Origin of the sequence: Nitrospira sp. BLG_1 (genome assembly GCF_047338595.1) — a bacterium.
In the GTDB taxonomy this organism is placed as follows: domain Bacteria; phylum Nitrospirota; class Nitrospiria; order Nitrospirales; family Nitrospiraceae; genus Nitrospira_D.
The window spans coordinates 176,123-200,898 of record NZ_JBLFBO010000005.1 but is presented as its reverse complement, the minus strand read 5'-3'; the positions used below and the strand labels follow the sequence as shown (position 1 = coordinate 200,898).

Annotated in this window: 26 protein-coding genes; 8 read left to right on the top strand and 18 right to left on the bottom strand. The window is 55.2% G+C overall.

Translation table 11 applies throughout. The annotated features are described in order from the left end of the window. Positions 1-665: 665 nt before the first annotated feature. Positions 666-1,901 carry an AmmeMemoRadiSam system protein B gene (amrB, locus tag ACMTNU_RS07540; protein ID WP_413934617.1) on the bottom strand — a complete coding sequence of 412 codons (1,236 nt, stop codon included), beginning with the start codon at positions 1,899-1,901 and terminating at the stop codon, positions 666-668. A gap of 99 nt (positions 1,902-2,000) precedes the next feature. Here amrB and ACMTNU_RS07535 point away from each other — a divergent pair, with 99 nt between their 5' ends. The 4 genes from ACMTNU_RS07535 to ACMTNU_RS07520 all read left to right on the top strand — a co-directional run bounded on the left by ACMTNU_RS07535 (position 2,001) and on the right by ACMTNU_RS07520 (position 3,847). After that, the gene (locus ACMTNU_RS07535) at positions 2,001-2,231 is read left to right on the top strand and encodes a YgiT-type zinc finger protein (RefSeq protein WP_413934616.1); all 231 of its coding nucleotides are present in this window, start codon (positions 2,001-2,003) and stop codon (positions 2,229-2,231) included. Between the two features lie 81 nt (positions 2,232-2,312). After that, on the top strand, positions 2,313-2,579 hold the full coding sequence (locus ACMTNU_RS07530) for a hypothetical protein (protein ID WP_413934615.1): 267 nt from the start codon (positions 2,313-2,315) through the stop codon (positions 2,577-2,579). 208 nt (positions 2,580-2,787) lie between these two features. Further along, positions 2,788-3,000 (top strand): hypothetical protein, encoded by a 213-nt coding sequence (locus tag ACMTNU_RS07525; RefSeq protein ID WP_086426517.1) that lies wholly within the window; start codon positions 2,788-2,790, stop codon positions 2,998-3,000. Next, a complete protein-coding gene (locus tag ACMTNU_RS07520) occupies positions 2,987-3,847 on the top strand; it encodes a hypothetical protein (RefSeq protein ID WP_413934614.1) in 861 nt (286 codons plus the stop codon). Before ACMTNU_RS07525 ends, ACMTNU_RS07520 begins: the two co-directional genes overlap by 14 nt. A gap of 238 nt (positions 3,848-4,085) precedes the next feature. Here ACMTNU_RS07520 and ACMTNU_RS07515 read toward each other — a convergent pair whose 3' ends face one another. The 7 genes from ACMTNU_RS07515 to ACMTNU_RS07485 all read right to left on the bottom strand — a co-directional run bounded on the left by ACMTNU_RS07515 (position 4,086) and on the right by ACMTNU_RS07485 (position 11,420). Continuing rightward, positions 4,086-4,835 (bottom strand): hypothetical protein, encoded by a 750-nt coding sequence (locus tag ACMTNU_RS07515; RefSeq protein ID WP_413934613.1) that lies wholly within the window; start codon positions 4,833-4,835, stop codon positions 4,086-4,088. Between the two features lie 100 nt (positions 4,836-4,935). After that, positions 4,936-5,775 (bottom strand): hypothetical protein, encoded by an 840-nt coding sequence (locus ACMTNU_RS07510; protein ID WP_413934612.1) that lies wholly within the window; start codon positions 5,773-5,775, stop codon positions 4,936-4,938. Between the two features lie 78 nt (positions 5,776-5,853). After that, positions 5,854-6,504: a hypothetical protein gene (locus ACMTNU_RS07505; protein WP_413934611.1), complete on the bottom strand. Its 651-nt coding sequence runs from the start codon at positions 6,502-6,504 to the stop codon at positions 5,854-5,856. Beyond that, positions 6,501-7,781, bottom strand: a complete 1,281-nt coding sequence (locus ACMTNU_RS07500) for a DUF6754 domain-containing protein (protein WP_413934610.1) — start codon at positions 7,779-7,781, stop codon at positions 6,501-6,503. Before ACMTNU_RS07500 ends, ACMTNU_RS07505 begins: the two co-directional genes overlap by 4 nt. Positions 7,782-7,809: 28 nt before the next feature. After that, complete coding sequence (locus ACMTNU_RS07495; RefSeq protein WP_413934609.1) at positions 7,810-8,934, bottom strand: hypothetical protein; 1,125 nt, start codon at positions 8,932-8,934, stop codon at positions 7,810-7,812. A 142-nt stretch (positions 8,935-9,076) separates the two neighbouring features. Continuing rightward, positions 9,077-10,903 carry a glutamate mutase L gene (locus ACMTNU_RS07490; protein ID WP_413934608.1) on the bottom strand — a complete coding sequence of 609 codons (1,827 nt, stop codon included), beginning with the start codon at positions 10,901-10,903 and terminating at the stop codon, positions 9,077-9,079. Between the two features lie 145 nt (positions 10,904-11,048). Beyond that, positions 11,049-11,420 (bottom strand): hypothetical protein, encoded by a 372-nt coding sequence (locus ACMTNU_RS07485; RefSeq protein WP_413934607.1) that lies wholly within the window; start codon positions 11,418-11,420, stop codon positions 11,049-11,051. A gap of 140 nt (positions 11,421-11,560) precedes the next feature. On the opposite strand from ACMTNU_RS07485, the gene mntA reads away from it, so the two are divergent. The 4 genes from mntA (at position 11,561) to ACMTNU_RS07465 (ending at position 13,897) form a co-directional block, all read left to right on the top strand. Next, positions 11,561-11,980 carry a type VII toxin-antitoxin system MntA family adenylyltransferase antitoxin gene (gene mntA, locus ACMTNU_RS07480; RefSeq protein WP_413934606.1) on the top strand — a complete coding sequence of 140 codons (420 nt, stop codon included), beginning with the start codon at positions 11,561-11,563 and terminating at the stop codon, positions 11,978-11,980. Beyond that, positions 11,965-12,384 (top strand): type VII toxin-antitoxin system HepT family RNase toxin, encoded by a 420-nt coding sequence (hepT, locus tag ACMTNU_RS07475; protein WP_413934605.1) that lies wholly within the window; start codon positions 11,965-11,967, stop codon positions 12,382-12,384. Before mntA ends, hepT begins: the two co-directional genes overlap by 16 nt. Before the next feature lie 297 nt (positions 12,385-12,681). Continuing rightward, entirely contained in the window at positions 12,682-13,275 is a 594-nt protein-coding gene (locus tag ACMTNU_RS07470; protein ID WP_413934604.1) for an outer membrane beta-barrel protein, read from the top strand. Between the two features lie 343 nt (positions 13,276-13,618). After that, positions 13,619-13,897, top strand: coding sequence for a hypothetical protein (locus ACMTNU_RS07465; protein ID WP_413934603.1), 279 nt, complete (start codon positions 13,619-13,621; stop codon positions 13,895-13,897). A 171-nt stretch (positions 13,898-14,068) separates the two neighbouring features. Here the strand turns inward: ACMTNU_RS07465 and plsY are convergent, their stop codons facing one another. The 10 genes from plsY to lepA all read right to left on the bottom strand — a co-directional run bounded on the left by plsY (position 14,069) and on the right by lepA (position 24,616). Beyond that, positions 14,069-14,662: a glycerol-3-phosphate 1-O-acyltransferase PlsY gene (gene plsY / locus ACMTNU_RS07460; protein ID WP_413934635.1), complete on the bottom strand. Its 594-nt coding sequence runs from the start codon at positions 14,660-14,662 to the stop codon at positions 14,069-14,071. A 39-nt stretch (positions 14,663-14,701) separates the two neighbouring features. After that, positions 14,702-15,571 carry a poly(3-hydroxybutyrate) depolymerase gene (locus ACMTNU_RS07455; protein ID WP_413934602.1) on the bottom strand — a complete coding sequence of 290 codons (870 nt, stop codon included), beginning with the start codon at positions 15,569-15,571 and terminating at the stop codon, positions 14,702-14,704. Positions 15,572-15,763: 192 nt separating this feature from the next. Beyond that, the gene (gene pgsA, locus ACMTNU_RS07450) at positions 15,764-16,360 is read right to left on the bottom strand and encodes a CDP-diacylglycerol--glycerol-3-phosphate 3-phosphatidyltransferase (RefSeq protein ID WP_413934601.1); all 597 of its coding nucleotides are present in this window, start codon (positions 16,358-16,360) and stop codon (positions 15,764-15,766) included. A 201-nt stretch (positions 16,361-16,561) separates the two neighbouring features. Beyond that, positions 16,562-17,569 carry a KpsF/GutQ family sugar-phosphate isomerase gene (locus ACMTNU_RS07445; protein ID WP_413934600.1) on the bottom strand — a complete coding sequence of 336 codons (1,008 nt, stop codon included), beginning with the start codon at positions 17,567-17,569 and terminating at the stop codon, positions 16,562-16,564. A gap of 58 nt (positions 17,570-17,627) precedes the next feature. Continuing rightward, the gene (kdsA, locus tag ACMTNU_RS07440) at positions 17,628-18,455 is read right to left on the bottom strand and encodes a 3-deoxy-8-phosphooctulonate synthase (RefSeq protein WP_413934599.1); all 828 of its coding nucleotides are present in this window, start codon (positions 18,453-18,455) and stop codon (positions 17,628-17,630) included. A gap of 112 nt (positions 18,456-18,567) precedes the next feature. Beyond that, on the bottom strand, positions 18,568-20,169 hold the full coding sequence (locus ACMTNU_RS07435) for a CTP synthase (RefSeq protein ID WP_413934598.1): 1,602 nt from the start codon (positions 20,167-20,169) through the stop codon (positions 18,568-18,570). A gap of 49 nt (positions 20,170-20,218) precedes the next feature. Then, a complete protein-coding gene (gene kdsB / locus ACMTNU_RS07430; RefSeq protein WP_413934597.1) occupies positions 20,219-21,019 on the bottom strand; it encodes a 3-deoxy-manno-octulosonate cytidylyltransferase in 801 nt (266 codons plus the stop codon). Next, the gene (gene rfaE1, locus ACMTNU_RS07425; protein WP_413934596.1) at positions 21,016-22,080 is read right to left on the bottom strand and encodes a D-glycero-beta-D-manno-heptose-7-phosphate kinase; all 1,065 of its coding nucleotides are present in this window, start codon (positions 22,078-22,080) and stop codon (positions 21,016-21,018) included. Before rfaE1 ends, kdsB begins: the two co-directional genes overlap by 4 nt. Beyond that, the gene (lepB, locus tag ACMTNU_RS07420; RefSeq protein ID WP_413934595.1) at positions 22,050-22,820 is read right to left on the bottom strand and encodes a signal peptidase I; all 771 of its coding nucleotides are present in this window, start codon (positions 22,818-22,820) and stop codon (positions 22,050-22,052) included. Before lepB ends, rfaE1 begins: the two co-directional genes overlap by 31 nt. Further along, positions 22,817-24,616, bottom strand: coding sequence for a translation elongation factor 4 (lepA, locus tag ACMTNU_RS07415; RefSeq protein ID WP_413934594.1), 1,800 nt, complete (start codon positions 24,614-24,616; stop codon positions 22,817-22,819). Before lepA ends, lepB begins: the two co-directional genes overlap by 4 nt. Positions 24,617-24,776 lie beyond the last annotated feature (160 nt).

Below are 24,776 nucleotides of genomic sequence, written 5' to 3'. Positions count from 1 at the left end.
GATCCTCTCTCACTTCAACATCGATTCTCGCTGTATTATCACCTTAACTATTTAATATTAGCTATTTCAGTTCATCCCACTTTCAAATCATGCTATGTAGCCGTTTGACAGAAATGATGTCAAGCTCCTCAGTACGGCTGAGGTGTATTTTTGACACCCCTCCATACACACTCCATAGAATATTGAAACACCGGCCTCCAGCATGACTCCGGCCTCAAGTGCCCTTGAGGGATAAAGAGCTGGTGAAGGGTTCCTTCTTGCGAAGGAATGGGTCATTCGGAGGCCGGTCCAAAATCACCCAGACCTTCACCAGCAACAATGCTTGTCAGCAATCACCGTGCCTTTTTGTACAAACGATCAAATGGATTGAGAATTTTCAATAGATACAAGAGGTTGTGGTTACCTCGCGTTCGCAACACCACTCACAAGACTTTGTGGAACTTTTCTACAGAGGAAGACACCTTGCAGGCAGAATCTCTATAGATCCATACAAATCATGTAGTTACTACTGTCTAACTTATTAGACGCTCAGTGCTGCGAGATTGGGGCAGGATGGGACAATGGAACTGAGTTTTGATCAGGAGACGCGTCCCTCTAAGACCTCTCCGGAGAGTGATGTTTCTCTATTACAAACCAAGAAATGATCTGGGGCTGAGCTGCCTCTATCAGAAAAATGCGAGGCTGGCGTAGGTCACGGTAGAATTGTACTGGTCGGTGATGCCGCGGTCGTAGCGAAGGACCTGCCCTTTTTCCGCTTGGATCACTCGGAGCAGGCTATAGATGGGTGAGAAGCCAGCAATGCGACGCTGATCCTGTTCTCTCTGAATATAGGCTGCGAACTCCGCCGGTTTAAGTTCCTCCACATGCTTCAGCATTTCCAAGTCCCGCTGCATGGAACGGTGGAACGAAAAATCCGTAGGAGGCGCAGGATCGCCGTAGCGCAAGCCGAGATGGGCCAATTCTCCTGCCGCGATCACACAGACCTTCTTTCCAGACTCGGTAATGGTATCCCGGAGGGCCGTGAGAAATTGCTCCACGGAATGCTGAACAGTTGTATCTTGTAGACTGGACGCTGAAAACGAGGAGAGAACGGGAACCATCGTGAATGGTTTGCTGACACTCGTCTGGAGAAACGGCAGCTGAAATTCAATGGCATGTTCGGACTGGTGCGCGATCTCTTCGTCCATGCACTCCGGCACCAAGGCCTTGAGACGCTGCACGATCGATTGATCCGTTGGGACGAGGCCCAGTGGCGTTTCAAAATCTTTGTCCGTTACGGCAAACAGATGCTCAAGCCCGGCATGGGCGGTGCCGATGATCACATAGACGTCCGGCTGCTGAGCTTCTTGTAACTCTTTGTATCCCCATGCATAAACCGGCCCTGCTTGCTTAAGATCGTAGGTGGGGGCCACGAGCCCTTTGATCAACGTACCCTTATGCTCCGAGGGCTTAAAATCCGGTCCCTCACTTGAGGTGAAGAATCCATCGATCTGCTTCAGCAGCTTGGCGCCATCGGCTTCGTAACTTCGTCCGGCAAAGACCGCCGGACGGAACGGCCGTTGTCGATACTCGCTCCGAGCCTGTTGCCGTGCGGTCTCAGTCCTTGGACCTTCCAGAAAGAGCTTTTGGTCCAAGTCCGCCACCAGCTGCTCGACCTTGCTCGGGAGCAGAAACTCGCCGAACCGTTTCAGATACAGCGCACCGATCTCCTGGATGGAATGTTCTCCATCAAAATGCTGCACGATGAAAAAGAAGTTCAGTGGCAGCACCAACTTTTCTTGACTCAGCCCGCTCGGATCCCAGAGCACCATCAACTGATCCTCTCCTTGCTTAATGGGAGAGAACTGTAGATTTCTCAGGACCGGATACTGCGCAGGATCCTTGATCACGCTCGTCGTCATAGCGTTGACATTCTAGGGGAGGAACCGGATCGGCTGCAACTGGGAACCAAGGGCAAGGTTACCCATGGAGTGGTATGATGACGCCAGACGGAGGTAGCCATGTTTCGCTGTCATGTGTGTGGGAAGACCGAAGGCCGCCAGGAACTGGTCAGCGAGGTCTTCGACATCGACGGCAAACCGGTACGGGTTGAGCAGATTCCGGCCACCGTCTGTCTCCACTGCGGCGAACCGCTGTTCAGCCGCAACACCACAGAACAAGTTCGGCGCATGGTGCACGGGGAAGCCACGCCGATCAAGTCCATTCGGATGGATGTCTTTGCCTATCGATAGTTTAACCCCCCTTGCCCCGATCCGATTAGCGTCCACATCTCCACCGTCTGTTCAGTTCACGCCCCACCGTTCGACATATTCATGACCCTGAGTCGTATCGAAGGGCGAGAGATGCATCCGGAAAAGACCTGGGTGGGAAAAGCCGAGCGAGGAGCTGGTTGCCGGGACGCATCACCTGATGGGCTGAGTCAATCGATGGCGGAGCGACCGCATCTGGTGGGAGTCAATCTTGATGTGCCACGCCCATCTTGCTGCGCTCATGGGTCAGGATCCTGCCAGTGCCGCAGCCTGATCGTCTCGCGTCTGGTTCACCCACCTCCGCAGGAAGCCACAGCTGTCACGCTGTAGAGGAATGCGCAGTGGGTGTCCTCCGACCCGTCGGCCGAGACTCTGGGCGGCGAGCCGAAGCCTTGGCGCCCGGCCTTCGCAGCGTGAAATGGCTGCTTCGGCGGGTTCCGCCGAAGACACAACAGGGACCACGGCTGTTAAGCCGTGGGGCTCCACAATTCCCTTCTACGATTGAATGCCGGCTGGACCCATGTTAAGAATCTGCAGTATGGGATACGCACAACCCACACGTGACTACACCAGCCTGTACCGACAGGCCTTCGAACAGTTTGGTGCGCGGGCGCTCTGGGATAAGCGGGTACTCGATGATCCGACGCCTGCGGACGCGCTGGTGATTGCGAGAGCCTTACGGATCGAAGGCGATCGACAGGCCCGTCGTTTGGCTGAACAAATTGAACAGGCGTGTCGTGCCCCTCACTAAGATCCAGACCGAGATTCTTCGGTTGCTCGCCGCGCAGCGCGATCCGGAAAGTTATGTTGCGGGGGCCACGGCGCTCAATCAGGATGCACCTCGGTACTCAGGCGATATCGACATCTTCCACGATCGTGAGGAGCGGGTTGTCCAGGCAGCCCTGACTGACGCCAAGATCCTTGACGCGGCGGGTTACCGTGTCGCATGGCTGCGGCAACTGCCCGTGATCTATACCGCTGAAGTGACGCGCCATCAGACGGCCACCAGACTTGAGTGGGTGGCAGACAGTGACTTTCGGTTTTTCCCGGCCGTGCAGGATGAGATGTTCGGTTATCTCCTCCACCCGGTTGATCTGGCCACCAATAAAGTCATGGCGGCGGTTGGCCGCCGAGAAGTGCGCGACTTGGTTGATCTGGTGACGATTCACAATACCATTCTCCCTCTTGGCGCGGTTGTGTGGGCAGCAGCGGAAAAGTCGCCTGGCTTTACGCCTGAAGGCCTGATTGCTGAAATTCGCCGTAATGCCCGCTACCCGGCCAGTGAGTGGCATGCCCTACACACGAGTCAGCCTCTCGATCCCACGGTGATCCTGGCACGGCTTCGTACGGCGCTTGATGAGGCTGATGCCTTTGTCAGCCGCATGCCCACGGATGCCGTTGGGTTGCTGTTTCTGCGTGGCAGCGAAGTCGTACAGCCTGATCCTGGTCGGCTGTCGGACTATCACACGCATGCCGGGCAGCGGCGGGGCCAGTGGCCAAGCAATGCCGAGATTACTGCCGCGATGTTTGAACGGGCGGTATCCGAAAAGGCTACTCAGCAGAAACTTGCGAGACGGCGTCAGCCGGCACGCGAGTAACGCCACCGCGCGGCCAACGCAATACATTCCCAGCCGTATGGTCCCAACTCTTGTACCGTGCATGCCACAGACACAACGACTCCATGTTGCTATTCAGCCTGCTGCTGGTTCTCCCGCACCAATAAACCTGGTTGAAGACTATGCTCTACTCAGGACGGGTGATGCCGATCATCTGCATCTTCGAGAGGGTACTGCCACGAACGGAATCAGCACAGGGCTGTTCGCCTCACCATGAGCCTCACCCTTCGTGTGGCGGCTCAGGCTTCGTGCGGCGACTGAGGACAACGAGAGTCCCCATGGTCAAGAGGGCCAACCAGATGGTGGGCCGCCCGTAGGAGGCGTCTGAAAACTCAATGAGATCGCTCAGCCGTCCGATCAAGAGCGACATGCGGGCCATGACGGTATACCCAAATCCGGCGCCGAAGGAGATCATCAGGAACATGATGCCGGTTCGCGCCACCGCCTTCCCCGCTCCGCTGTGCTCGATCGAAAAGAAAAAATAGAAGAGCACCGAGCTCACCCCCAGCAAGATAATGATGGCATTGAGGTTACTGGCCGGATTGAGCAAGTTCATTGAAAAGGTGAGCCCATCCGGTCCCACAATCGACAAGAGCGGCCGCACGGTATCCTCGATTTGTTTCAAAATGAACGACGAGATCGTCCGTGGAATGGCCAACCCTGATCCCATGCCTACGATGAACGCAAAGGCATAGCGGGACATCCAAGCTGCCTTCGGCACATACCGCGTCAACATGAGCATCCCGATCGCCACGGGGATGAGAAGAGCGAACTCTCCATTCTCGACAATCGGCTTGACGATGAGGTGGAGAATGACGGTGTCGTAGGTCTTCACGATCGTATACCCAAGCGAGACCCCGACGTAGAGATGTTCGGCGAATTTAAAAAGCGGGGTGTCCTTATAGAGAAAGGAAAAGATCAGGAGCGTTAATCCTGTTGCCACCCATGCGCCGAACACTGTTGCATCCATCAGTCACCAACCCACGCAAAGGTTGAGATCGAGGCTGAGGATAAGGACTGCCACAATTGCTTCACCCTTCACCTCAACCTTAGTCTTAACTTGTTCCACATCAGATGTGCCCCTGGGCCCGTAAGGCTCGACGTTGTGAAAAATAGATCAGGTTGCACATGATCACGAGCGCAATGATCGCCACATGGGTCGCTGATTGTGCATCCATCCCGGCCACCGCTTTGCCTTTTTGACCGATCAAGCTTTCATATTCCGCCGCCCCGCGAAGTCCACCGATCAGGCCGTTGATCTGCCCACTCCGTAACAGCGGATATAGCCCGGGGGCCATCACACCCGTACAGCCTCCACCCATTTCGAACTTATGTTTATCCTTCCCGAACACGTACCACTCTTCCACCCCTGGTCGCCCCGCTCCGAGACTGACCAGGTACGTCACATCTTTCAAATTGCGCACGCCGTCTAATACTGGTAAGCCCTTCGTGGGCTTGCCGCCATAGTCACTGGGAAAAGCCGAGTAGAGATCCTGTCCCATATTGATGATCACAGCCTGCCCACCGGGACTCCAACCGAGAAACGCATAGTCCTTTCCGTATTCCTTCCCCATCTCTTTGGCGACCTGCGTCACGATCTGGTCCGCCATTCCGGTGCCGGACACCCATAAGGTCATCGTCATGACACGTAGGTTTTTCCTGAACGCATGTCGGAGCAGTGAAATCGCTTGCGGGTACAGCTCCGGCTTCGAGGCCGGGTCAAAATCAATCGAGAGCAGGAATACCGACCCTTCCGGTAACGACTCAATGTGATCGTACACACCACGCACTTCCGAAGAAATCTTGATCGGCAACCCGACCGGATAGAGTAACGGCAACAGGGTGCAGAGACCGATCATCAAGAAGATGATCCGCCGATCGATCTTGAGCATGCGCTCCGCGAAACTCATGGTCTGTTCCTCGTGAAGCGTGAAGCTTATCTCGTCCGGAATAACCTGCGCTTCACGAAAGACGAACGACGCTTCACGTTACTCTTTTCCCCCACCCAGATACGATCGTTCCACGCCGAAGATGATCTTGAATGACAGGGCGATGGCTCCAAGGCTGACCCCAATCAGAATGGCCCGACGGACGGACGAGTTCAGTACGTTCAAAATCCATGAGGACACATCGCCACTGAGGGGAATCAGATACTCCCCCAGCGGCACCCGTCCCATCATGACGATCACAGCGGCAACCAAGAGCACCGCCGCTTCGCGACTTCTGGCCCTGAACGACCGATAGGCGGCCGAGGCGATAAAGAAGGCCAAAATGGCGAACATGGTGCCTTGCAGCGGCACCATCATGAAGTTGTAGACCCAGCCGAACGCCGTCATTGTGCCGTCGATGCTTTCTTTTCCATTGGCCCAGAGCCCGACCACGATGGTGCCGAGCATACCGACATAGAGTACGAGGCTATACCCCCAGCCTGCTTCATGGCGTTTGATCTTGACCGCATGTTGATGGAACAGGCTGGTCACCCCCAAAATCAACGCAAACCCGCCGACGATCTGCATCCACTTGGTGGCAGACGTGAGCATCTGCTCTGACGCCGGATGCGGCACATAGTACTGGGCGGCAAACAGCAATCCTGTGACCAGCGTGATCAACAGCGGAAGTTGCCGGCGCAAAAAGATCATTTCAGGTCCCTCATGAGATCAAGAAAGTACTGCGGCCATTGCGCGCCGGTGACTACACCCACTGTTGCCAAGACGGTTCCCACGGCCAATGCCGTGAGAATCATGGCCTTTCCGATGTCCTGCCCACGCAATGTTCCGATCTGGACCGACTCCTTAGAGAGGTAGGCACTGGCAGCGTAGAGCTCCTCACCGATCAAGGTGTAGTCGCAGGTCGTCACGAAAAACGGCAATTGGTGGTCCGCATCGGTCCCGGCGATTTGAATGGCCCCGGTACTGGCTCCTGTTTCCGTCAGGAGCAACGACTCAGCGAAATAGTGCCCCATGAAAAAATTCGCCGCAGGCTTCTTACGTAACATGATGCCGTCCACCGCCGCCGTATAGCTGAACTGATCCGACGTGATAAAAAAGTTGGCGTCCTCCTTGAAGAGGTCCGGCTTCCCTGCTTCCAAATAGGCCTGCTTGGTAATCTCCTGACACACCGCCATCGTGATCGGCTCGCGGTGAGGCACCATCAGTTCCGTTTCATAGAGCGCGGCCCGTTTCGCCACCTTCCCGAGAATGACCGCGGCGGCGATCGTCGAGGGGTCATGCAGATCATGGGCACCGGTGAGGTAGAGAATCGGCTTGCCCAGCTCCGTTGCCCGGCCAATGGCTTCGTCGACGGCATCCAACCCTGGAATCCGACGGAGGAAAATCTCGTGTCGCTTCGCGTAACTGATCGCAAAAAAGACCAGGCCACCGAACGACAGCCCGATGACCAAATTATTGAGCTGGTTCCAGTTGAACCAATTGGCCGCCGGCGTCGCAACCTGGACCTCACTGAAACGGCGCTGATCGGCCTGAATGGTGGCCACCGCCACGGCATAGGGCTGGTCATCCTTGATCTCCAGACCCTTCGTACTTTTCACCATCGCCTGATGCCACGTCTTCTCCGCCGTCCTTGTCCACCAAGCCGTTTTCACATCTTTGACGTACTTGGAATTAGCTGGAAACTCCGAGACGACCGTCATGTTCTGAGGGTCGGTGGTAGCAGCATCTCCGACTAGAACCTGGTAACGGATGTCTGGACCATCCCATGGCATCGGCGCCCACTGAACCGTGAGGCTTTCTCCTCCGTCGTTCGGCGTATCAAAAACCCGCACCTCCTGTGGAGCAGTAATCGGCACCTCTGCCAAGGCAGGTGATACCAATACATTCATCGCCCAGACAATCGCGCCTAACAACCGGCAGGCTGAGCGAGCATTCCGGCGCTTCACGAGATACGCTTCACGCTTCACTCTTTACTCCTCACCCCTCACTTCTCACTCACGCCCCTTCAATCACTTCGATATTCGTCCTTGGAATCACAGCAGTCTTTCCGTCAGCAAATTTGACCTCTAAGACCCTCACCTCACTCTCCGTGGGAATCTTGGTCAGCTCGGACGGGAGCGCCGACACTTCACCGATCCGCCCAAACATCGGATCGCGGATAATCCGAACCGGATCGCCGAGTCGAATACCTTCCCGTTGCGATTGGCCGGCCGTCTTTGGCTGTCCGTCTCTCTGCGGAATGATAATCTCCGGACGAATCACGCCGGCCCTGATCTGTGTCGCCCCGGAAATCGAGGCTTTCTGACCAGCATGGGATGAGAGAAGCGTGAATGTCTTTGCGGCCATCGGAATGGTCCCAAACCCCTCGGTCAGGATCAACGTAAACCCCACCTGTTCGGTGCCCGTAATGGCGACACCCAGGTCATAGCCCAGCAAGGCACGGAGGTCTTCATCATGAATCCCACCAACCACGAGACCAGCCACGCCGACAGCCTTCGCCTGTTTCATCGTCTCTGCTGAGAGAAACGAGCCTCCTACTACCACCTTGCCCTTCATGGCAGACGTGAGATGATTCGCCGTCAATGGCTCATCCGGAGCTTGTACCGCAACCACAATGTCACCGGATGTTTCCCCACCAATGCCGAAAATGCCCTGAACGAGACTACAGGTCGTCTCGACCACAACACCCTGTTGTGGAATCGTGTCGGTGATTGTGCCATCCACATAGGCCAGCAGCTCCAGCACTCGCGGCGGCTCACGTAACAAGACTTGTCCCGTGACGGACGAGATGGATTCGATCGTGCCGGAGACCGGTGAGCGAATTTCCGTCTTGAACCACTTGATCAGCGGGTTATTCTCCGCCAGGATCTCGTCCTTCGCGACCGCATCACCTTCTCGTTTGGTCAAATACCCTTTCATCTCCCCAGGCGTGACGCTGAGTTGATTAGCGAGGTTGATCGGAAAGACTTTCCCGGGCAACTCCGCTTTGGCCACCACCTGATCAGATCGCACCCGATCGCCGACGGCGACTACTACTTTTCCTGGGAGCGGTAGCATCCGGCGACGGTGAATGACCGTCTGTTCCGTGACTGTGAGACCGGGGGTATAGGAATGAGCCATAGTTAAGAGCCAATGGTTGATGGCATATGGCTAATGGCCTGGTTCACACAAAAACCGGCGTGACCCAAAATAAACTGAACTCGAACGCGCAATCTGTCGTGAGCATTCTGCTCTTCGGCTATACGCCATATGCTATCTGCCATCAGCTCTCCTTCGGATAGAGCCCGACCGCGTCGAACCATTTCGTGAGGGACGCTACACGAGCCTGTTGTTCAGCCGGAAGTTTGAGTGGTCGCCCACGTCCGTCAAGCAAGAGTCCAACCACACCACCATGGACTTCTTTCGTAACAGCCACGCCTGCCCCAGCACCCATATTGACACCCTTGGCAGGCTGAACCTTGATCGTAGCCTTCTGCTCACCTTCCAATGGAAACAACTTCAACTCGCCGAACCTCAATTGTTCCTTGGTGAGCTTCCCATCGGGCCACGTGGTCTCAATATCAGCACAGACCTCACCGTCTTTCCCTTGCCCAATCGGCGCCACGCAGGTACCAAGATAGATCATGCAATCACGCACGAACACGTCGGTGGCAGCCTGTTCGTTGATCGTCGAGAGCACACCAAGGTGCGGCATCATGAAGATGCTGTCGACCGATACCCTCGTACAGCCCATCGGCTCGTAGGCATCGACCATCATCAACATGGATTGAATCCGACGCGGGGCATGGGACAAGATCCCGCCGCTTCCGACGATCAGATCCAGCTTCAGCATATCGATCAGTGACTTGCCTGAAGCTTGCTGTTCGAACACATCGGAAATCGTCCGTTCTTGTTGAACCCCTTTCAGCCCAGTGGCCAGCGACTTGTGATGGATCAAGGCCAGCCGCAAGGCTTCACGCGCAATCGCCTGTTCAATTTGCAACTCATCCAGTGTCTGCGGAATGGTCGTCGGACGGATCATTTTGTTCTTGATGCGGTTCCGCAGCGTCTGTTCATCGATCGTGAACGGCACCCACCGCATGATATTGGCGAGTCCCGCTTCAGCCAGGACGTTCGACACGCTGTAGGACATCCCAAGATTGGCACTGACCGTTCGATTGAATGCCCCCTCGAACACGGAAAACACGTCGGTCGTGGCTCCACCGATATCCACGCCGATCAGGTTCAGATGTTCTCGCTTCGCGATCGCTTCCATAATGAGGCCGACGGCTGCTGGAGTCGGCATGATAGGCGCGCCGGCCATTTCCATCAGCTTCTTATAGCCAGGCGCCTGCTGCATCACATGTTCCAGAAACAGGTCGTGGATCTTGTTCCGCGCCGGTGCGAGGTTCTCGCGTTCCAGCACCGGTCGAATGTTGTCCGTCACGACGAGCGCAGATTTCTCTTCAAGGATCTTCCTGACTTGTGGTTGAGCTTCCTTGTTGCCTGCGTAGATTAGCGGCAACTTGTAGGTGACTCCGAATCGGGGACGCGGTTCCGCCGCCGCCACATACTCGGCCATCTCCACTACGTGATTCACAGCCCCACCGTCCGTTCCGCCGGCCATCAGGATCATGTCCGGCCTCATGGTACGGATACGCTCAATCTTTTCGTGCGGCAACCGGCCATCGTTCGCCGCCAGCACATCGATGACGATCGCACCGGCCCCCAGCGCTGCGCGTTGCGCGCTCTCGCCCGTCATATTTTGTACGACACCGGTCACCATCATCTGGAGACCACCGCCCGCACTGCTGGTGGAGATGTAGATATCGACACCCGTCTTCTCATCGCGACAAGGCGTGATGATCTGATCACCAGCCAAAATCTTACGCCCTGACAGCTCTTCAATTTCCGCAATGGCGTTCAGCACCCCGCGCGTGACATCTTCGAACGGCGCCTCAACAGTCGTCGGCGCTTCACCACGATAGGTTTGCCGATAGGTGTCCCCAACTTTTTCGATGAGAATCGCTTTAGTGGTGGTACTACCACAATCTGTGGCGACGATGACGGTAAACGAGTTGGCAACCTTAGCCGATTCGTGGTGTGCCATTAGCAACCACTCCGGCTAAGAGTGCGTCGTTCGTCGCACGCCCTTCGATAAAACTCAGGGCCGTGAGCCTGCCGAACGGTGAAGCGTGAAGCGTTAGAAATCTGCAACGAGATTCGCTTCACGAAAGACGCTTCACGGCGGTATGTCATTGAGCGACCGCTCCCTGTGGAGCAGACTTCGTTTCAATGATGGCGATGAGACGAGTCACCGTGTCCCGGCGTTCGAGCAATCGCGCAACCTGCTCGACTTCTTTAGTATTAAACGCGCAATCAAGGATGGGAGTGAGAAAATGGAGTGCCTGGCAGCCCAGAAAATTCATCGGCCCCATAGATTCCAAGAACATCGTCGCCGGCGCCGTCATCCGACGATTGACAATCACGTCGGCAATCCTCTCCAGCAACTGAACATCTTCAACTGCGAGAGGTTGATTCTCAGGCTGAACGGCAAAAGCATGCCGTAGACCGGCTCGAAGTTGAGCCAGTTTTTCTGCTGTGGTTCCACTGAAGAGTGATCGCATAAGTGCAGGTCTGATAAGGCAAACCCAAAACGAGCCGCATTATATGAAGGGGGTGAAAGAGAGTCAATTCGGTGAACAACTTCGAAAGCGATACACCCCCATCTCCTTGCGACTTTGTCATATTCGTGATACTCAAAAGCATGGAACGACCGAACTCCACACATGCCGCTGATCTCGATCGAAAGATTGAGTCCGTGATGTCCCGGTATCCATCCATCACTTTGGCTATACTCTTCGGATCGATGGCTCAGGATCGCAATCGCACCGACAGTGATCTCGATATCGCAGTCGCATCCTCCACGCCGCTAACAACTCAGACTCACATCGCCATTATTGAAGACCTTGCACTGGCCGTTGGTCGCCCTGTGGATCTCATCGATCTTGACCGAACTCACAATCCTTTGCTTCATCAGATCCTGACCAAGGGACGCAGAATACTGTGTCACGATCGAACACATTACGCCGAACTTATTCTGCGCATGGTCTATGAAGAAGCGGACGTCATGCCCTACTATCGCCGCATTTTGTCGGAGAGACGACAAGCATGGATCGGGATCTAGTCGAAACGAAATTGGAATCGCTCCGGCGTTGCGTCGACCGAATCGCTGACAAGACTCCTTCCTCGGTGGAGCAACTTCTTCAAGACTCAGATGCACAAGACATCATCGCACTGAATCTCCAGCGCGCCGTCCAACTTTCCGTCGACATCGCCTCTCATCTGATCGCCGAGACTGACGCAGTCCCTCCTTCCACAATGGCCGAGAACTTCGCAATTCTCCAACAGCTTCACATCATCACTCCTGCTTTGGCTGACCGTCTCACAAAGGCTGTTGGTTTCAGGAATATCGCCGTCCATAGCTATCAATCGATAAACTGGAATGTCGTCTTTCAGATCTGCGTACATCATCTCGACGAATTTCGTCAGTTCACGAAAGCAGTCATCGATCATCTTCAACGAGTGTGAGCCAAACAACAAATCGTCGACCTCTGCTGCCGCTGACTACCGTTCACAGCATCGTTGCCAGAATTGGCCTCACCTAAAGTGCCCGTGTACAGCTCCTCTCCAAACTCCTCCATTCATTATAAGTAAGCATCGTCGCTCGATAGTTTTCTTCCTCCCCACACAGAACAACTGCTCTGATCTCGCTCACTATGTAACCGCAAGATTTTTCCGATCAGCGTTTACGAAGAAGAGACACCCACGTCTAATGAGTATGGCTGTCAACAATGTCCAAATTTTGCATAGAGGCGGGGTGTGACGATGAAACCATGGAAACTACCAGTAGTAGTGACGACTCTCACTGTTGTACTAGCGGGAATGTTTTATGAAGGCGGAACCAATCAAGCTGCGGCAGAGGGAATCTTTGATGATGTGAATCTTGGGCTGCTCTCCATAGGCGGTCGGGCGACGTACTTTGATCCCAAAGAGGGTGACGCGAACTGGTTCGGCGGCGGGCAACTTCGCCTCCACCCATTCAAATTTCTGGCCGTTGAAGGCTCGGTTGATTATCGCAAGACGGATATCAGCTCCACCACCATCCGCACCTTTCCAGTTCAAGGAACCGCATTGATCTATCCATTTGGGACGAAGCGGCTGTCTCCTTTCATTCTCGGGGGGGCCGGCTGGTACTTCACCAATGTCGAAGGGCCTCACGGCTTCGACAAGACACAACATCGCTTCGGTGCCCATGTGGGAGCAGGCCTGCAGCTCTTCCTGAGCGAACATCTCTCGCTCGACAGCACCTACCGCCATATCTGGCTGGAGAAAATTGAGTCGAAGGATGCCTCGCTGCAGGATAAGCAATTTCAGGACAATGGCCACATGGTGACCTTTGGGCTAAACTTACACTTTTAGCAAAACATCACGCGGAAACTCTGACACCACTCGGTATTGGATCGGCCAGCAGCATGAGCGGCATCGGCACTAATGGATTATAGAAACCGAGTCTCCGTAGGCATACAGCATCCATGTGCTATATTCAGAGGACATTCCACTTAATTGGTCGCGCGGAGACATGAACGAAAGATTGACGCCAGCAGATCTGGGAGAACCTGACCTGAAGATCGGCGGATTTCAACTATGGGTATATGGAAGGCAGTTCCCAGAGAGTCAGGATTACTACGATGGTAACTGGCTCAGGGTGACAGCACATTGTGGTGAATCTGGCGCGAGCGTCTGGGCTCAAGGAGCAATTCTGATGGTCACGGACATTGATGCTCTCGGCAATCAGTGCGCTGCCATGCTTGAAGGTACCTCAACATCATCCACCTTGGAACCGATAGAGCCTGAGCTTAAAATATCACTCAAGATAGCGGATCGCCTTGGCCACATTCGCACTCAAGTTGAGATCACGCCCAACAACCTCACACAGTCGCACTGGTTTGGGTTTGAGTTTGAAATTGACCAAAGCTACCTCCCAGGCATTATCCAAAACTGTGCGGCGATCGTGCAGAAGTATCCAATTCGTGGAGTATGAGCTAACGTAATGATAGGCAAAGACAAATCGTCGATCTCCTCCTAACATTCCCCTCTCCCCCCTCCCTGATGGCAGTGCGGCTGGATCCTTACGTGCGCGCGTCCACCGAGCGCCGCCAGATTAGATGCAAGTTCGATGGGTCTTGCGTGCGCGGTGGGCGAGCACGGAGGATCAGCCGCGCTGCCCGATCCTACTCTCTGTCCCATTCCGCAACCGTTCAATATTCCCCTTGTGCTTGATCGCAATCAGCCCGCTCACTGCGAGGGAGAAGAGCATGAACTCGATTGATGGGTGGATCAGCGCAGCAATGACGGGAAAGAGTCCAAAGGCCGTCAATGCGCCGCCGGAAGAGTACCGCCAAATAGCAACTGCCGCAATCCAGGCCAGCAGGAGCAATAGCCCAACCAACGGCGACACACCCAGAACCGAGCCGAGTGCCGTTGCCACGCCCTTTCCACCTTTGAATCCCAGAAACGGTGAGAAGAGATGCCCGAGGAAGGGCGCCAAGGCGACAACAAGAATCGCCCATTCATCTTGCAAGAGGTGCATCGCGGCAAACCCCATCACCCATCCCTTCCCCATATCCCCGATTAGCGTTAGGATGCCGGCCGGTTTGCCGGAAACACGCAACACGTTGGTAAACCCGACATTTTTGCTGCCGACCGTGCGCGGATCGGGTAGCCCCATCGCTTTGGAAATGACCACTCCAAACGGCACCCCACCCAGCAGATATCCGACAATCACAAGTCCTGCGATAAGTCCCAGTTGTTCCATGCTATTTGCCTTCTCAATCGCTTCCAACCATCACAAAAACTTCTCCGGATGTGCAAAGAACTCCAGTGTCACACGATTAAGATTGGGCCAGTCCCGATGGCCTCCCGATCCCTCGCAATAGACCGTCGCACCGCCTGAGGCACAGCCTTGATAGACACGACAACCTCCCTCAACCGTCTTGGTCTTGGAAACATCACAGCCATGACACTTCGCCCACCAGGCTGAGGTTTGTGCGCCCCATCCCGGAAACAGGGTGTCGTTCTTGCCGTGCATGATCATGACCGGAATGGGAGCAGGACATTGAAACTCTTCAAGATCCTTTCCAGTCCATCCCGCTGCGCTCGGCGCAATCGCGGCCGGAATTATTTTCGTCTTGTCGAGCACAGCCAGAGCCAGCGACGCGGTTCCCCCGTCAGAATGGCCGGTTGCATATACTCGCTTCTCATCGATACACCATTCCTTGGCTACCAGTTCCGGAATCTTCCCAAGCTGTTCAACGGTCGCAACATTCAACTGTTTGTGATCCGCATAGACCACCACAAACCCGGTTCTAGTCGCCTCAGTCGTAAGGCCGGTGAGCCGTTCTGATGCCCAGCGACTCATTCCCGCCGGAGCATAGACCATCAACAAGGGATGAGCAAACGTGGCTTCGTAGTTTGAGGGCGTACGGACCATATACTGAATGCCCTCAGCCGAAACTTTTCCATCCGTTGCCCCAACTAGTCCTGATCGAGCCCCTGCTGGGCACTGCGCATTCCCTTTAGGATACACATATGCTTCAAGCTGAGGAGGTGTGGTGTTCTCGCTGCAGGCTGTGATCCAGAATAGGAGACAGGTACAGACAATGATCTGTTGTTGAAGAAGCCGCAACTGAACAAGACCTGGGCATTTCAAACCCATTTCAGATCTGCTCGAGTAACAGGGAATGCCAAGGAGAGTTGATAGTAGAGTCCAATCCAACGCACTACAGGATGTTCAAACTAGACATCCAGCGAGGCCGCAGCGAGTGAAGGGCCGAGGCATACCCTCTGGGGTATGTTGAGGGTCTGAACGATGCGAGAACAAAGCTGGGGGCTAGTTTCAACATCCTGACTAGAGCCCTTTAGCCACAACCTGCTTCCAGAAACTCCACACATACTGCCCGCCGGAGATGTACCCGAGCACCAAGGACAAATACAAGGTGACGGTGCCGGCTAAGTGCATATTGCCAAGTTCCGCAAGCCCTGTCCCTTCCAGAATCAGCAGGATGACCGCGATGACTTGGAGCGCCATCTTGTACTTGCCGGTGGTCTCCGCCGGAATGATCATTCCCTCTCCTGCTGCGATGGCACGGATTCCCGTGACGGCCACTTCTCGGGCAATGATCAATAACACAACCAACGCACTCACCCGATCCACATTCATGAGTAGGATGAGCGCTGATAAGACCAAAAGCTTGTCCGCGATGGGGTCAAGTAACTTGCCGAGCTTGGTCACCTGGCCCGTTCGCCGAGCGATGTAGCCGTCCAACATGTCCGTCACCGAGGCAATGGTGAAGACGATCGCCGCCGCCAGTGACTGATCCGGCGTGGGATTCACAAAGAGAATGATAAAGACCGGAATCAAAAGAATGCGAACGAGTGTCAGGAAATTCGGCAGATTGAGCGAGTCCTGCCCGATATCACGCCATATTTCCAGCACTCGATTCATTGCCCCATTCTTCTCCTACCAAATCACCAAAACACTAAGTCGACTGACAAACACCAACAGGATAGTCAAAAAGGCCCTCGTTTTCACCCACCCAACCCCGGCGCGCCAAGACGCGCCGCTCCCCGGGCAAGGCCGCACTTTTGTATCTCGTTGTTCGCATTTCGCAAGCGAACGACGCTGGTGGACTTTTTCAACATCCTGTTAGACGATCCCGTTCTTGAGTAAATCATGCAAATGGACGACGCCTTGAATGGTGCGGCCGTCTTCGGTCACGACCAACGTCGTAATGGAAAACCGCTCCATCATCTCCACCGCCTTTGCCGCCAATTCATCTGGTCCAATCGATTTGGGATTGGGTGTGGCTAACTCCTTCGCCGTCGCATTCACCAAGTCCGTTCCACGCTGAATAAACCGCCGCACATCGCCGTCGGTAATGACGCCGAGCAACGCGCCGTCTTGATCGACGACCGTCGTCATCCCAAGCTTTTTCGCCGTCATCTCCAGCATGGCCGCCATCCCTCCGACGGTGCTTTGAACGATTGGGATTTCCGGATCAGCATGCATGAGATCCTTCACCTTGACCAGCAATCGTCGTCCTAGGCTACCTCCCGGATGGAACCGGGCAAAGTCTTCTGCTTTGAACTCCCGTTTCTGCAGCAACGCCACGGCGAGTGCATCACCCAGTGCGAGCGTGGCCGTCGTGCTCGCAGTCGGAGCCAACCCCATCGGACAAGCCTCCTCCGCCACCGACACATCCAGCGCGACATCCGAGTTCTTCGCCAAGGTCGAGTTCATCCGTCCTGTCATGGAGATGACCGGAATCCCCAAGCGTTTCACAAATGGGAGCAACTGCAACAGCTCTTGGGTTTCGCCGCTATTGGAGATCGCCACCAAGACATCCCGACGAGCCAACATGCCGAGATCGCCATGGACCCCCTCAGCCGGATGTAAAAAGAACGAGGACGTTCCCGTGCTTGCCAAGGTGGCGGCAATCTTTTGCCCGATCAACCCTGATTTCCCCATGCCCGAGACTACGACCTTCCCCTTGCATCGAACGAGCACATCCACGGCTTTGACGAATCGTTCATCGAGCCGACTGACCAACGCCTCCACCGCTCGAGCCTCGATCTCAAGTACACGTCGCCCTTCGGACAGGCTCTCTTCCAGCTTGGCGGATTTTGATTCGCGCCCGGCCAACTTTCCCGTCATCGTGCAGCAAGTCCTCGTCTTGCACCCATTGTCATTGCTCTACACCCTATACGATCATTCAGCTTGTCGGTTGTGCGGCATCCCAGATCCGCACCACCCGTTCCAATAACGCCTTCAACTGATGCAACGGTACCATATTGGGTCCATCGGACAGCGCTTCATCGGGATTCGGATGGACTTCCATAAAGAATCCGTCAACCCCTGCCCCGGCTGCCGCGCAGGCCAATGGTTCGACAAACTCCCGCTGGCCACTGGACTTCGTCCCACCCCCACCCGGCAATTGCACGCTGTGGGTGGCATCGAAGACGACAGGATACCCGAACTTCCTCATGATAGGGAAGGACCGCATATCCACGACAAGGTTGTTGTAGCCGAAGGACGATCCTCGTTCGGTCAGCACGATCCGCTGACTCCCGCACTCTTCGATTTTCTTGACGGCATTTCCCATTTCGGTCGGCGAAAGAAATTGTCCTTTTTTCACATTGACGATCTTTCCGGTCTTGGCTGCCGCGATCAAGAGATCCGTCTGCCGGCAAAGAAACGCCGGGATTTGCAGGACATCCACGATTTTCCCGGCCTCCGTCGCCTGCTCTTCCGTATGCACGTCGGTCAACACGGGCAGTCTCAGTTGCTCCCTCACGTGCTTCAACACCGCCAACCCTTTTTCTAAACCAGGGCCTCGGAATGAATGAATGGATGTTCGGTTCGCCTTATCGAATGACGACTTGAAAACGTAGGGGATCCCCAAAGATTTCGTCAGCTCGGCAATTCGCCCCGCCGTCTCCATGACGAGCTGCTCGCTCTCGATCACACAAGGACCGGCAATCAGAAACGGCCGCTGCCCCTGCCCGACCTTGAAGGAACCGATGTCGACAAGATGTGCCATGGTCACCGCGCCTAGGTTAAAGGCAAGGTTGAGTGGAGAACAGAATGCCATAACACAGAGATCAGGCTCGTCACCGCAACCTCAATCTGAGCCTTGGCCTTCACCCTCATATTCAGTGCCCCAACTTCTTCCGGAGAGCCGCTCCCACAAATCCGCTAAAGAGAGGATGCGGTCGATGCGGACGGGAACTATATTCGGGATGAAACTGCGTTCCCAAAAACCAAGGATGATCCTTCAATTCGAGGATTTCGACCAGCCGTCCATCCGGCGAGAGGCCGCTCAGGACAAGTCCCTTCGCACCCAACCGTTCGCGATAGGCATTGTTGAACTCATAGCGATGGCGATGGCGCTCACGAACCTCGTTGACGCCATACATCTTCTGGGCCAACGTCCCTTCTCCTAACTTACAGAGATAAGATCCGAGCCGCATCGTCCCGCCTTTATCGCTGATACCCTGCTGATCCGGCATGAGATGAATCACCTGATGAGGCGACTGTTCATCGAACTCCGCACTGTTGGCCCCTGACAGCCCTGCCACATTTCGCGCAAACTCGATCGCCGCACATTGCATCCCTAAACATAGACCGAGGAACGGCACCTGACGTTCCCGTGCATATCGGATCGTGGTGATTTTCCCCTCAATTCCTCTTGTCCCAAATCCACCGGGAATCAAGATCCCATCAGCTTCGCGCAGAATGCGCTCCGTCCCTTGCCGTTCGATATCTTCGGACTCGATCCAATTGATATTGACCTTTGTTTCATGGTCGATTCCGCCGTGAACCAACGCTTCGCCTAGGCTCTTATAACACTCCTTTAGCCCCACATACTTTCCGACCAGCGCAACGGAGATTTCGTGCTTAGGCCGTTTGATCTTCTGCACCATCGCATCCCACTCGCGAAGATTCGGCTGACCGGTCTCGAGATGCAACTGACGGACGATCAATTCATCCAACCCTTCTTTTCTAAAGACAATCGGCACTTCGTAGATCGTCTCGACGTCTTTCGCCGTGATCACGGCATCCTTGTCCACATTGCAAAACATCGCAATCTTGCCCTTGAGTTCCGGAGGAATATGCCGGTCCGTTCGGCACAAGAGAATATTCGGCTGGATACCGATTTCCCGAAGCTTGTTGACCGAATGTTGCGTCGGCTTGGTCTTCAGTTCACCGGCAGTGCCGATGTAGGGCACCAACGTCAGATGCACATACAGCACATTGTCGCGCCCGACGTCGTACGGCATCTGTCGGATGGCTTCAAGAAACGGGAGGCTTTCAATGTCTCCGACCGTCCCGCCGATTTCGATAATGGCGACGTCCACTCCCTTGGAGATCCGCGTGATCGCCTGTTTGATCTCATCCGTCACATGCGGCACGACCTGCACCGTCCCTCCAAGATAGTCTCCCCGCCGCTCCTTCGTAATGACTGAATGATAGATCCGGCCTGTCGTGTAATTACTTTCCTTCGTCAGTGAGAGCGAAGTAAATCGCTCATAATGGCCCAGGTCCAAATCGGTCTCAGCGCCGTCGTCTGTGACGAAGACTTCGCCGTGCTGGTAGGGATTCATCGTCCCGGGATCGACATTGATATAAGGATCCAGCTTGAGAAAGGTGATCTTTAACCCGCGGCTTTCAAGGAGGTTTCCAATAGAAGCCGATGCCAGTCCCTTCCCAAGTGATGAGACCACTCCACCGGTCACAAAAATGAATTTATTCATGGCTCCCCCCTCTCCTGGACGTCAGGCTGACCCACCTCAGCTGTACACCTCATCCTTTAAAAAACATCCCGCTGCTCTTCAGCTCGCGCTTGACCGCAAGATACTCCTGAAGTCGTTCCGCAACATCAGACACGTCCTCCGGACGATCCACCCTCAGTGAAGCATGTTTGGTTTCCCATACACGGATGCGAATGCCATGGTCGAGCGCACGAAGTTGCTCAAGTTTTTCAGCGTCCTCGATGCGACTGGTCGGGAGGGAGGCGAATCGAAGCAATGTCTCTTTCGTATAGATGTACAATCCGAGATGAATATAGTGAAGCCCTCCGACGGCGTGCGGCTGTGGGTTGTCGCGAACCAACGGGATCGGAGCACGTGAGAAATAGAGCGCGTCGCCTTTCGTATCGGTCACGACTTTCACCACGGCAGGATTGAGGAGATCGTCCGTCGAATCGATCACTCGCTTCAGGGTTCCCATCCCCGCGCCGCTTCCCAAAAACGGTTCGATGAGATCGGTCAAGAGGTCCGGCGTCAAGGGGATCTCGTCTCCTTGCAAGTCCACAAAGCAATCTCCCGCAAACATGCGGGCCACCGCAGCCACACGATCCGTTCCCGTCCGATAATCGCCGGCGACCATGATGACCCGCCCCCCGAACCGCTCGACCACCTGTTTGATACGCTCATCATCGGTTGCGACGAGCACCTCCGACACGGCACGACAGGCAGCCGCCTGCTCGTACACATGCTGAATCATCGGCTTGCCGTTCAGCTCGACCAGCGGCTTCCCGGGGAAACGGGATGAGCCGTATCGCGCGGGAATCACCACGGTCACGGTGCGCGACGCTTTCGTCATGCTCCAAAAGCCTCAGACAACTGTGCAGGTGACACCGTCGCAGTGCCCACCATTCCGACCACGATCCCGGCCGCATAATTAGCCATCATGGCCCCTGTCTTGATATCGGCTCCTGCCGCGAGCGCGAGCGCCAGCGTCCCAATGACCGTATCTCCCGCACCGGTCACATCATAGACTTGCCGCGCCTTCGTCGGAAGATGCCATGATTGCCCGTCCCCTTCATAGAGACTCATGCCCTTCTCCCCACGCGTGATCAGCACGGACCGACACCCCAGTCGCTGACGGATCATGGCTCCGGCTTCGTTGATCGTTTGATTGTCGTCCCCGTGCATCCCCGACGCTTGAGTCGCCTCAAGGTGATTCGGCGTAATGACCGTCACGCCTTTATAGAAATTAAAGTGTTCGACCTTCGGGTCGACGACGACCGGAACCCGACGCAACGCCGCCAACCGTGTGATCTCCGCCATCAGGGTCGATGACACGACGCCTTTGGCATAGTCGGATACGACGATACAGGAAAGCTCACGGAGTTTTGACTCAACAAACCGGACGATCTTCTGACGCAGCGGTGCCCTCAACTCAGTTCGGCCTTCAATGTCATACCGCACGATCTGCTGATTGTGAGCAATGACCCGACTCTTTCTGGTCGTCGGCCGCTCGCGATCGGTCACAACTCCGCCAAGGCTTGCCCTGGTGTTCCCCAGTTCCTTGAGGAGCCGCTTCCCGCTTTCATCCGCTCCGATCACCCCGCAGAGATAGGCCTTCCCTCCGAGTGCCATAATATTGCTGTAGACGTTGGCTGCCCCGCCCAAGCGGATCGACTCCGATTCGACATGAACGACCGGGACCGGCGCCTCAGGGGAGATCCGGCTCACTCGTCCCATCACATAATGATCAAGGATCAAATCACCGATGACAAGGACGGAGGCCTGAGGAAACCGACGCAGATACTCGCGGAGTACCGTGGGTGACGGAGGTTCGGTCTTCCCCTGTGCATCCTTCTTGGGAAGAACAACGCCCCCGGTTTTCTTTACTGAATGGCTTTGGCGAATCGTTCCCACCGAACCCACTCCGTCCAATTTCCCTGTCCATTCCAGGACCAATAGATACGGAACGCTTTGCCGCGGATTTTCTCCTCACGGACGTACCCCCAAAACCGACTGTCCAGGCTTTGGTCGCGATTATCGCCCATGACGAAATAGGACTCCTCAGGAACCGTCACGGGACCGAAATTATCGCGAGGGTTGACCGTCCCGTCGATGATGCCGGGATCAATGCGTTGGGTAAAGGTTTTGTCATCAAGCGGCTGACCGTTTACCAGGACGACCTTGTTCCGTAACTGAACCGTGTCTCCAGGCAGTCCCACAATGCGCTTGATAAAATCCTTCTCTTCATCCTCGGGGAACCGAAAGACGATGATATCGCCACGTTGCGGCTTGCCGAACGTCACGACGGTGGTGGACGTATAACAATTGACCGGCGGAAAACTCCACTGCAGTTTGCAGTCAGCCGGCCACTGCAGACCATACGACAGCTTGCTGACCAAAATATGATCTCCGATCAGCAGCGTAGGAATCATGGATCCTGAGGGAATCTTGAAGGCCTGCACGACGAATACGCGGATGGCGAACGCCAACAACATGGCGACGATTATCGCTTCTGCATACTCTCGCACGATGGACTTGCGTCCAGCCTGGTCGGCGTTATTCGCAATCTTGGCACCGGTCAGCGAGGCCGGTTCACCGGGCCTTGACCCGCTGGACAACTTGTCCACATTGCGCTGATTGGAATCCGAGCTCATTCGTCTCCGACCTTGAGAATCGCCAGGAAAGCTTCTTGCGGAACTTCGACACTGCCGACCGCTTTCATGCGTTTCTTTCCTTCCTTTTGTTTCTCCAGCAACTTCCGTTTTCGCGTGATATCGCCGCCGTAGCATTTCGCCAACACGTTCTTCTTCATCGCACCGATTGTCTCACGCGCTACGATCTTACTCCCGATGGCCGCCTGAATCGCGATCTCATACATCTGCCGCGGAATCAATTCCTTCATTTTTTCAGCGAGCTGACGCCCGCGTTGCACGGAACGATCCTTATGCGTAATAAAGGACAAGGCATCGACCGCCTCGCCGTTCAGCAAGATATCGAGCCGCACCAGATCGGATTCGCGATAGCCGAGCAACTCGTAGTCCAGCGACGCATACCCCTGCGTGCGGGACTTGAGTTTATCGTAAAAATCAAGAATGACCTCATTGAGGGGCAATTCATAACTGATCATCACCCGCGTCGGATCCAGAAAGTGGATACTCCGTTGAATGCCTCGACGCTCCTGACACAGCTGAAGAATGGCGCCCATATACCGTTCCGGTGTGATGACCGACGCGAGAATGAACGGCTCTTCGAACGACTCGATGCTGCTGGGCGGCGGAAGCTGCGACGGATTCATGACCTCCGACACTTCGCCTTTGGTCGTCATCACGCGATACACGACGGTTGGAGCCGTGGTGAGGAGCGTCAAATTATACTCACGCTCAAGGCGTTCTTGAATGATCTCCATATGGAGCAGACCTAAGAACCCGCACCGAAACCCAAACCCCAAGGCCAAGGACGTTTCCGGTTCGTAGACGAACGACGAATCGTTCAGCCGGAGCTTGACCAACGCATCCCGCAAATCTTCATACCTGGCCGTGTCGGTAGGATACAGCCCGCAGAACACCAACGGTTTGACGTCTTTATACCCTGGAAACGGCTCACGCGTAGGCGACACCGCATCCGTGAGCGTATCTCCGATTTTGACGTCCGCCACTTCACGCATATTGGCGCAGAGATATCCCACCTCGCCGGTCAGCAGCTCCGTCTTCTTCGTACGCTTGGGAGCAAAGTACCCGACTTCCATGACTTCGAACGTCCGATCGTTCGACATGACCTTGATCTTCATACCAGGCCGTATGGAACCATCGACCACGCGCGTCAGCACAATCACACCCTGATAGTTATCGAACCATGAATCGAAGATCAGCGCTTTGAGAGGCGCCTGCGGATCCCCTGACGGAGGCGGCACCCGAGCAATGATCGCTTCCAAGACCTCCGGCACACCCTTGCCTTCCTTGGCACTAATGGGAAGGGCATTATCGGCTTCGAGTTGCAACACGTCTGCAATCGACTGTTTGGTCCCATCGACGTCCGCGCTCGCGAGATCAATCTTATTGATCACCGGAATAATGGTCAGGTTGTTCGCCATCGCCAAATTCACGTTGGCAATCGTCTGGGCCTGCACGCCTTGCGTCGCGTCAACAAGCAGGAGGGCCCCCTCGCAAGCCGCCAGGCTTCGCGAGACCTCATAGGTAAAGTCGACATGCCCCGGCGTATCGATCAAATGCAACGCATAGGTCTTCCCGTCCTTGGCCTTGTACCGGATGGCCACTGCATGGGCCTTGATCGTAATGCCACGTTCCCGCTCGAGGTCCATGGCATCGAGGATCTGATCTTTCGCCTCTCGAGCAGTGACTGCGCCAGTAGCTTCTAGGAACCGGTCAGCGAGGGTTGATTTGCCGTGATCGATATGAGCGATTATGGAAAAGTTGCGTATAAGACTTTGCAAATCCTAACTCATGGGTAAAAAATCGGTTCATTATAGTAACTGCCTCCCGGGTTGTCAAAGAGATCACCCCCACTTATAATCACGCGCCGCCCGCAGCGGCGCCGAGAAGAGCAGATGGCATATAGCGTATTGCGCCAGCACCCAATGACATGCACGTGCC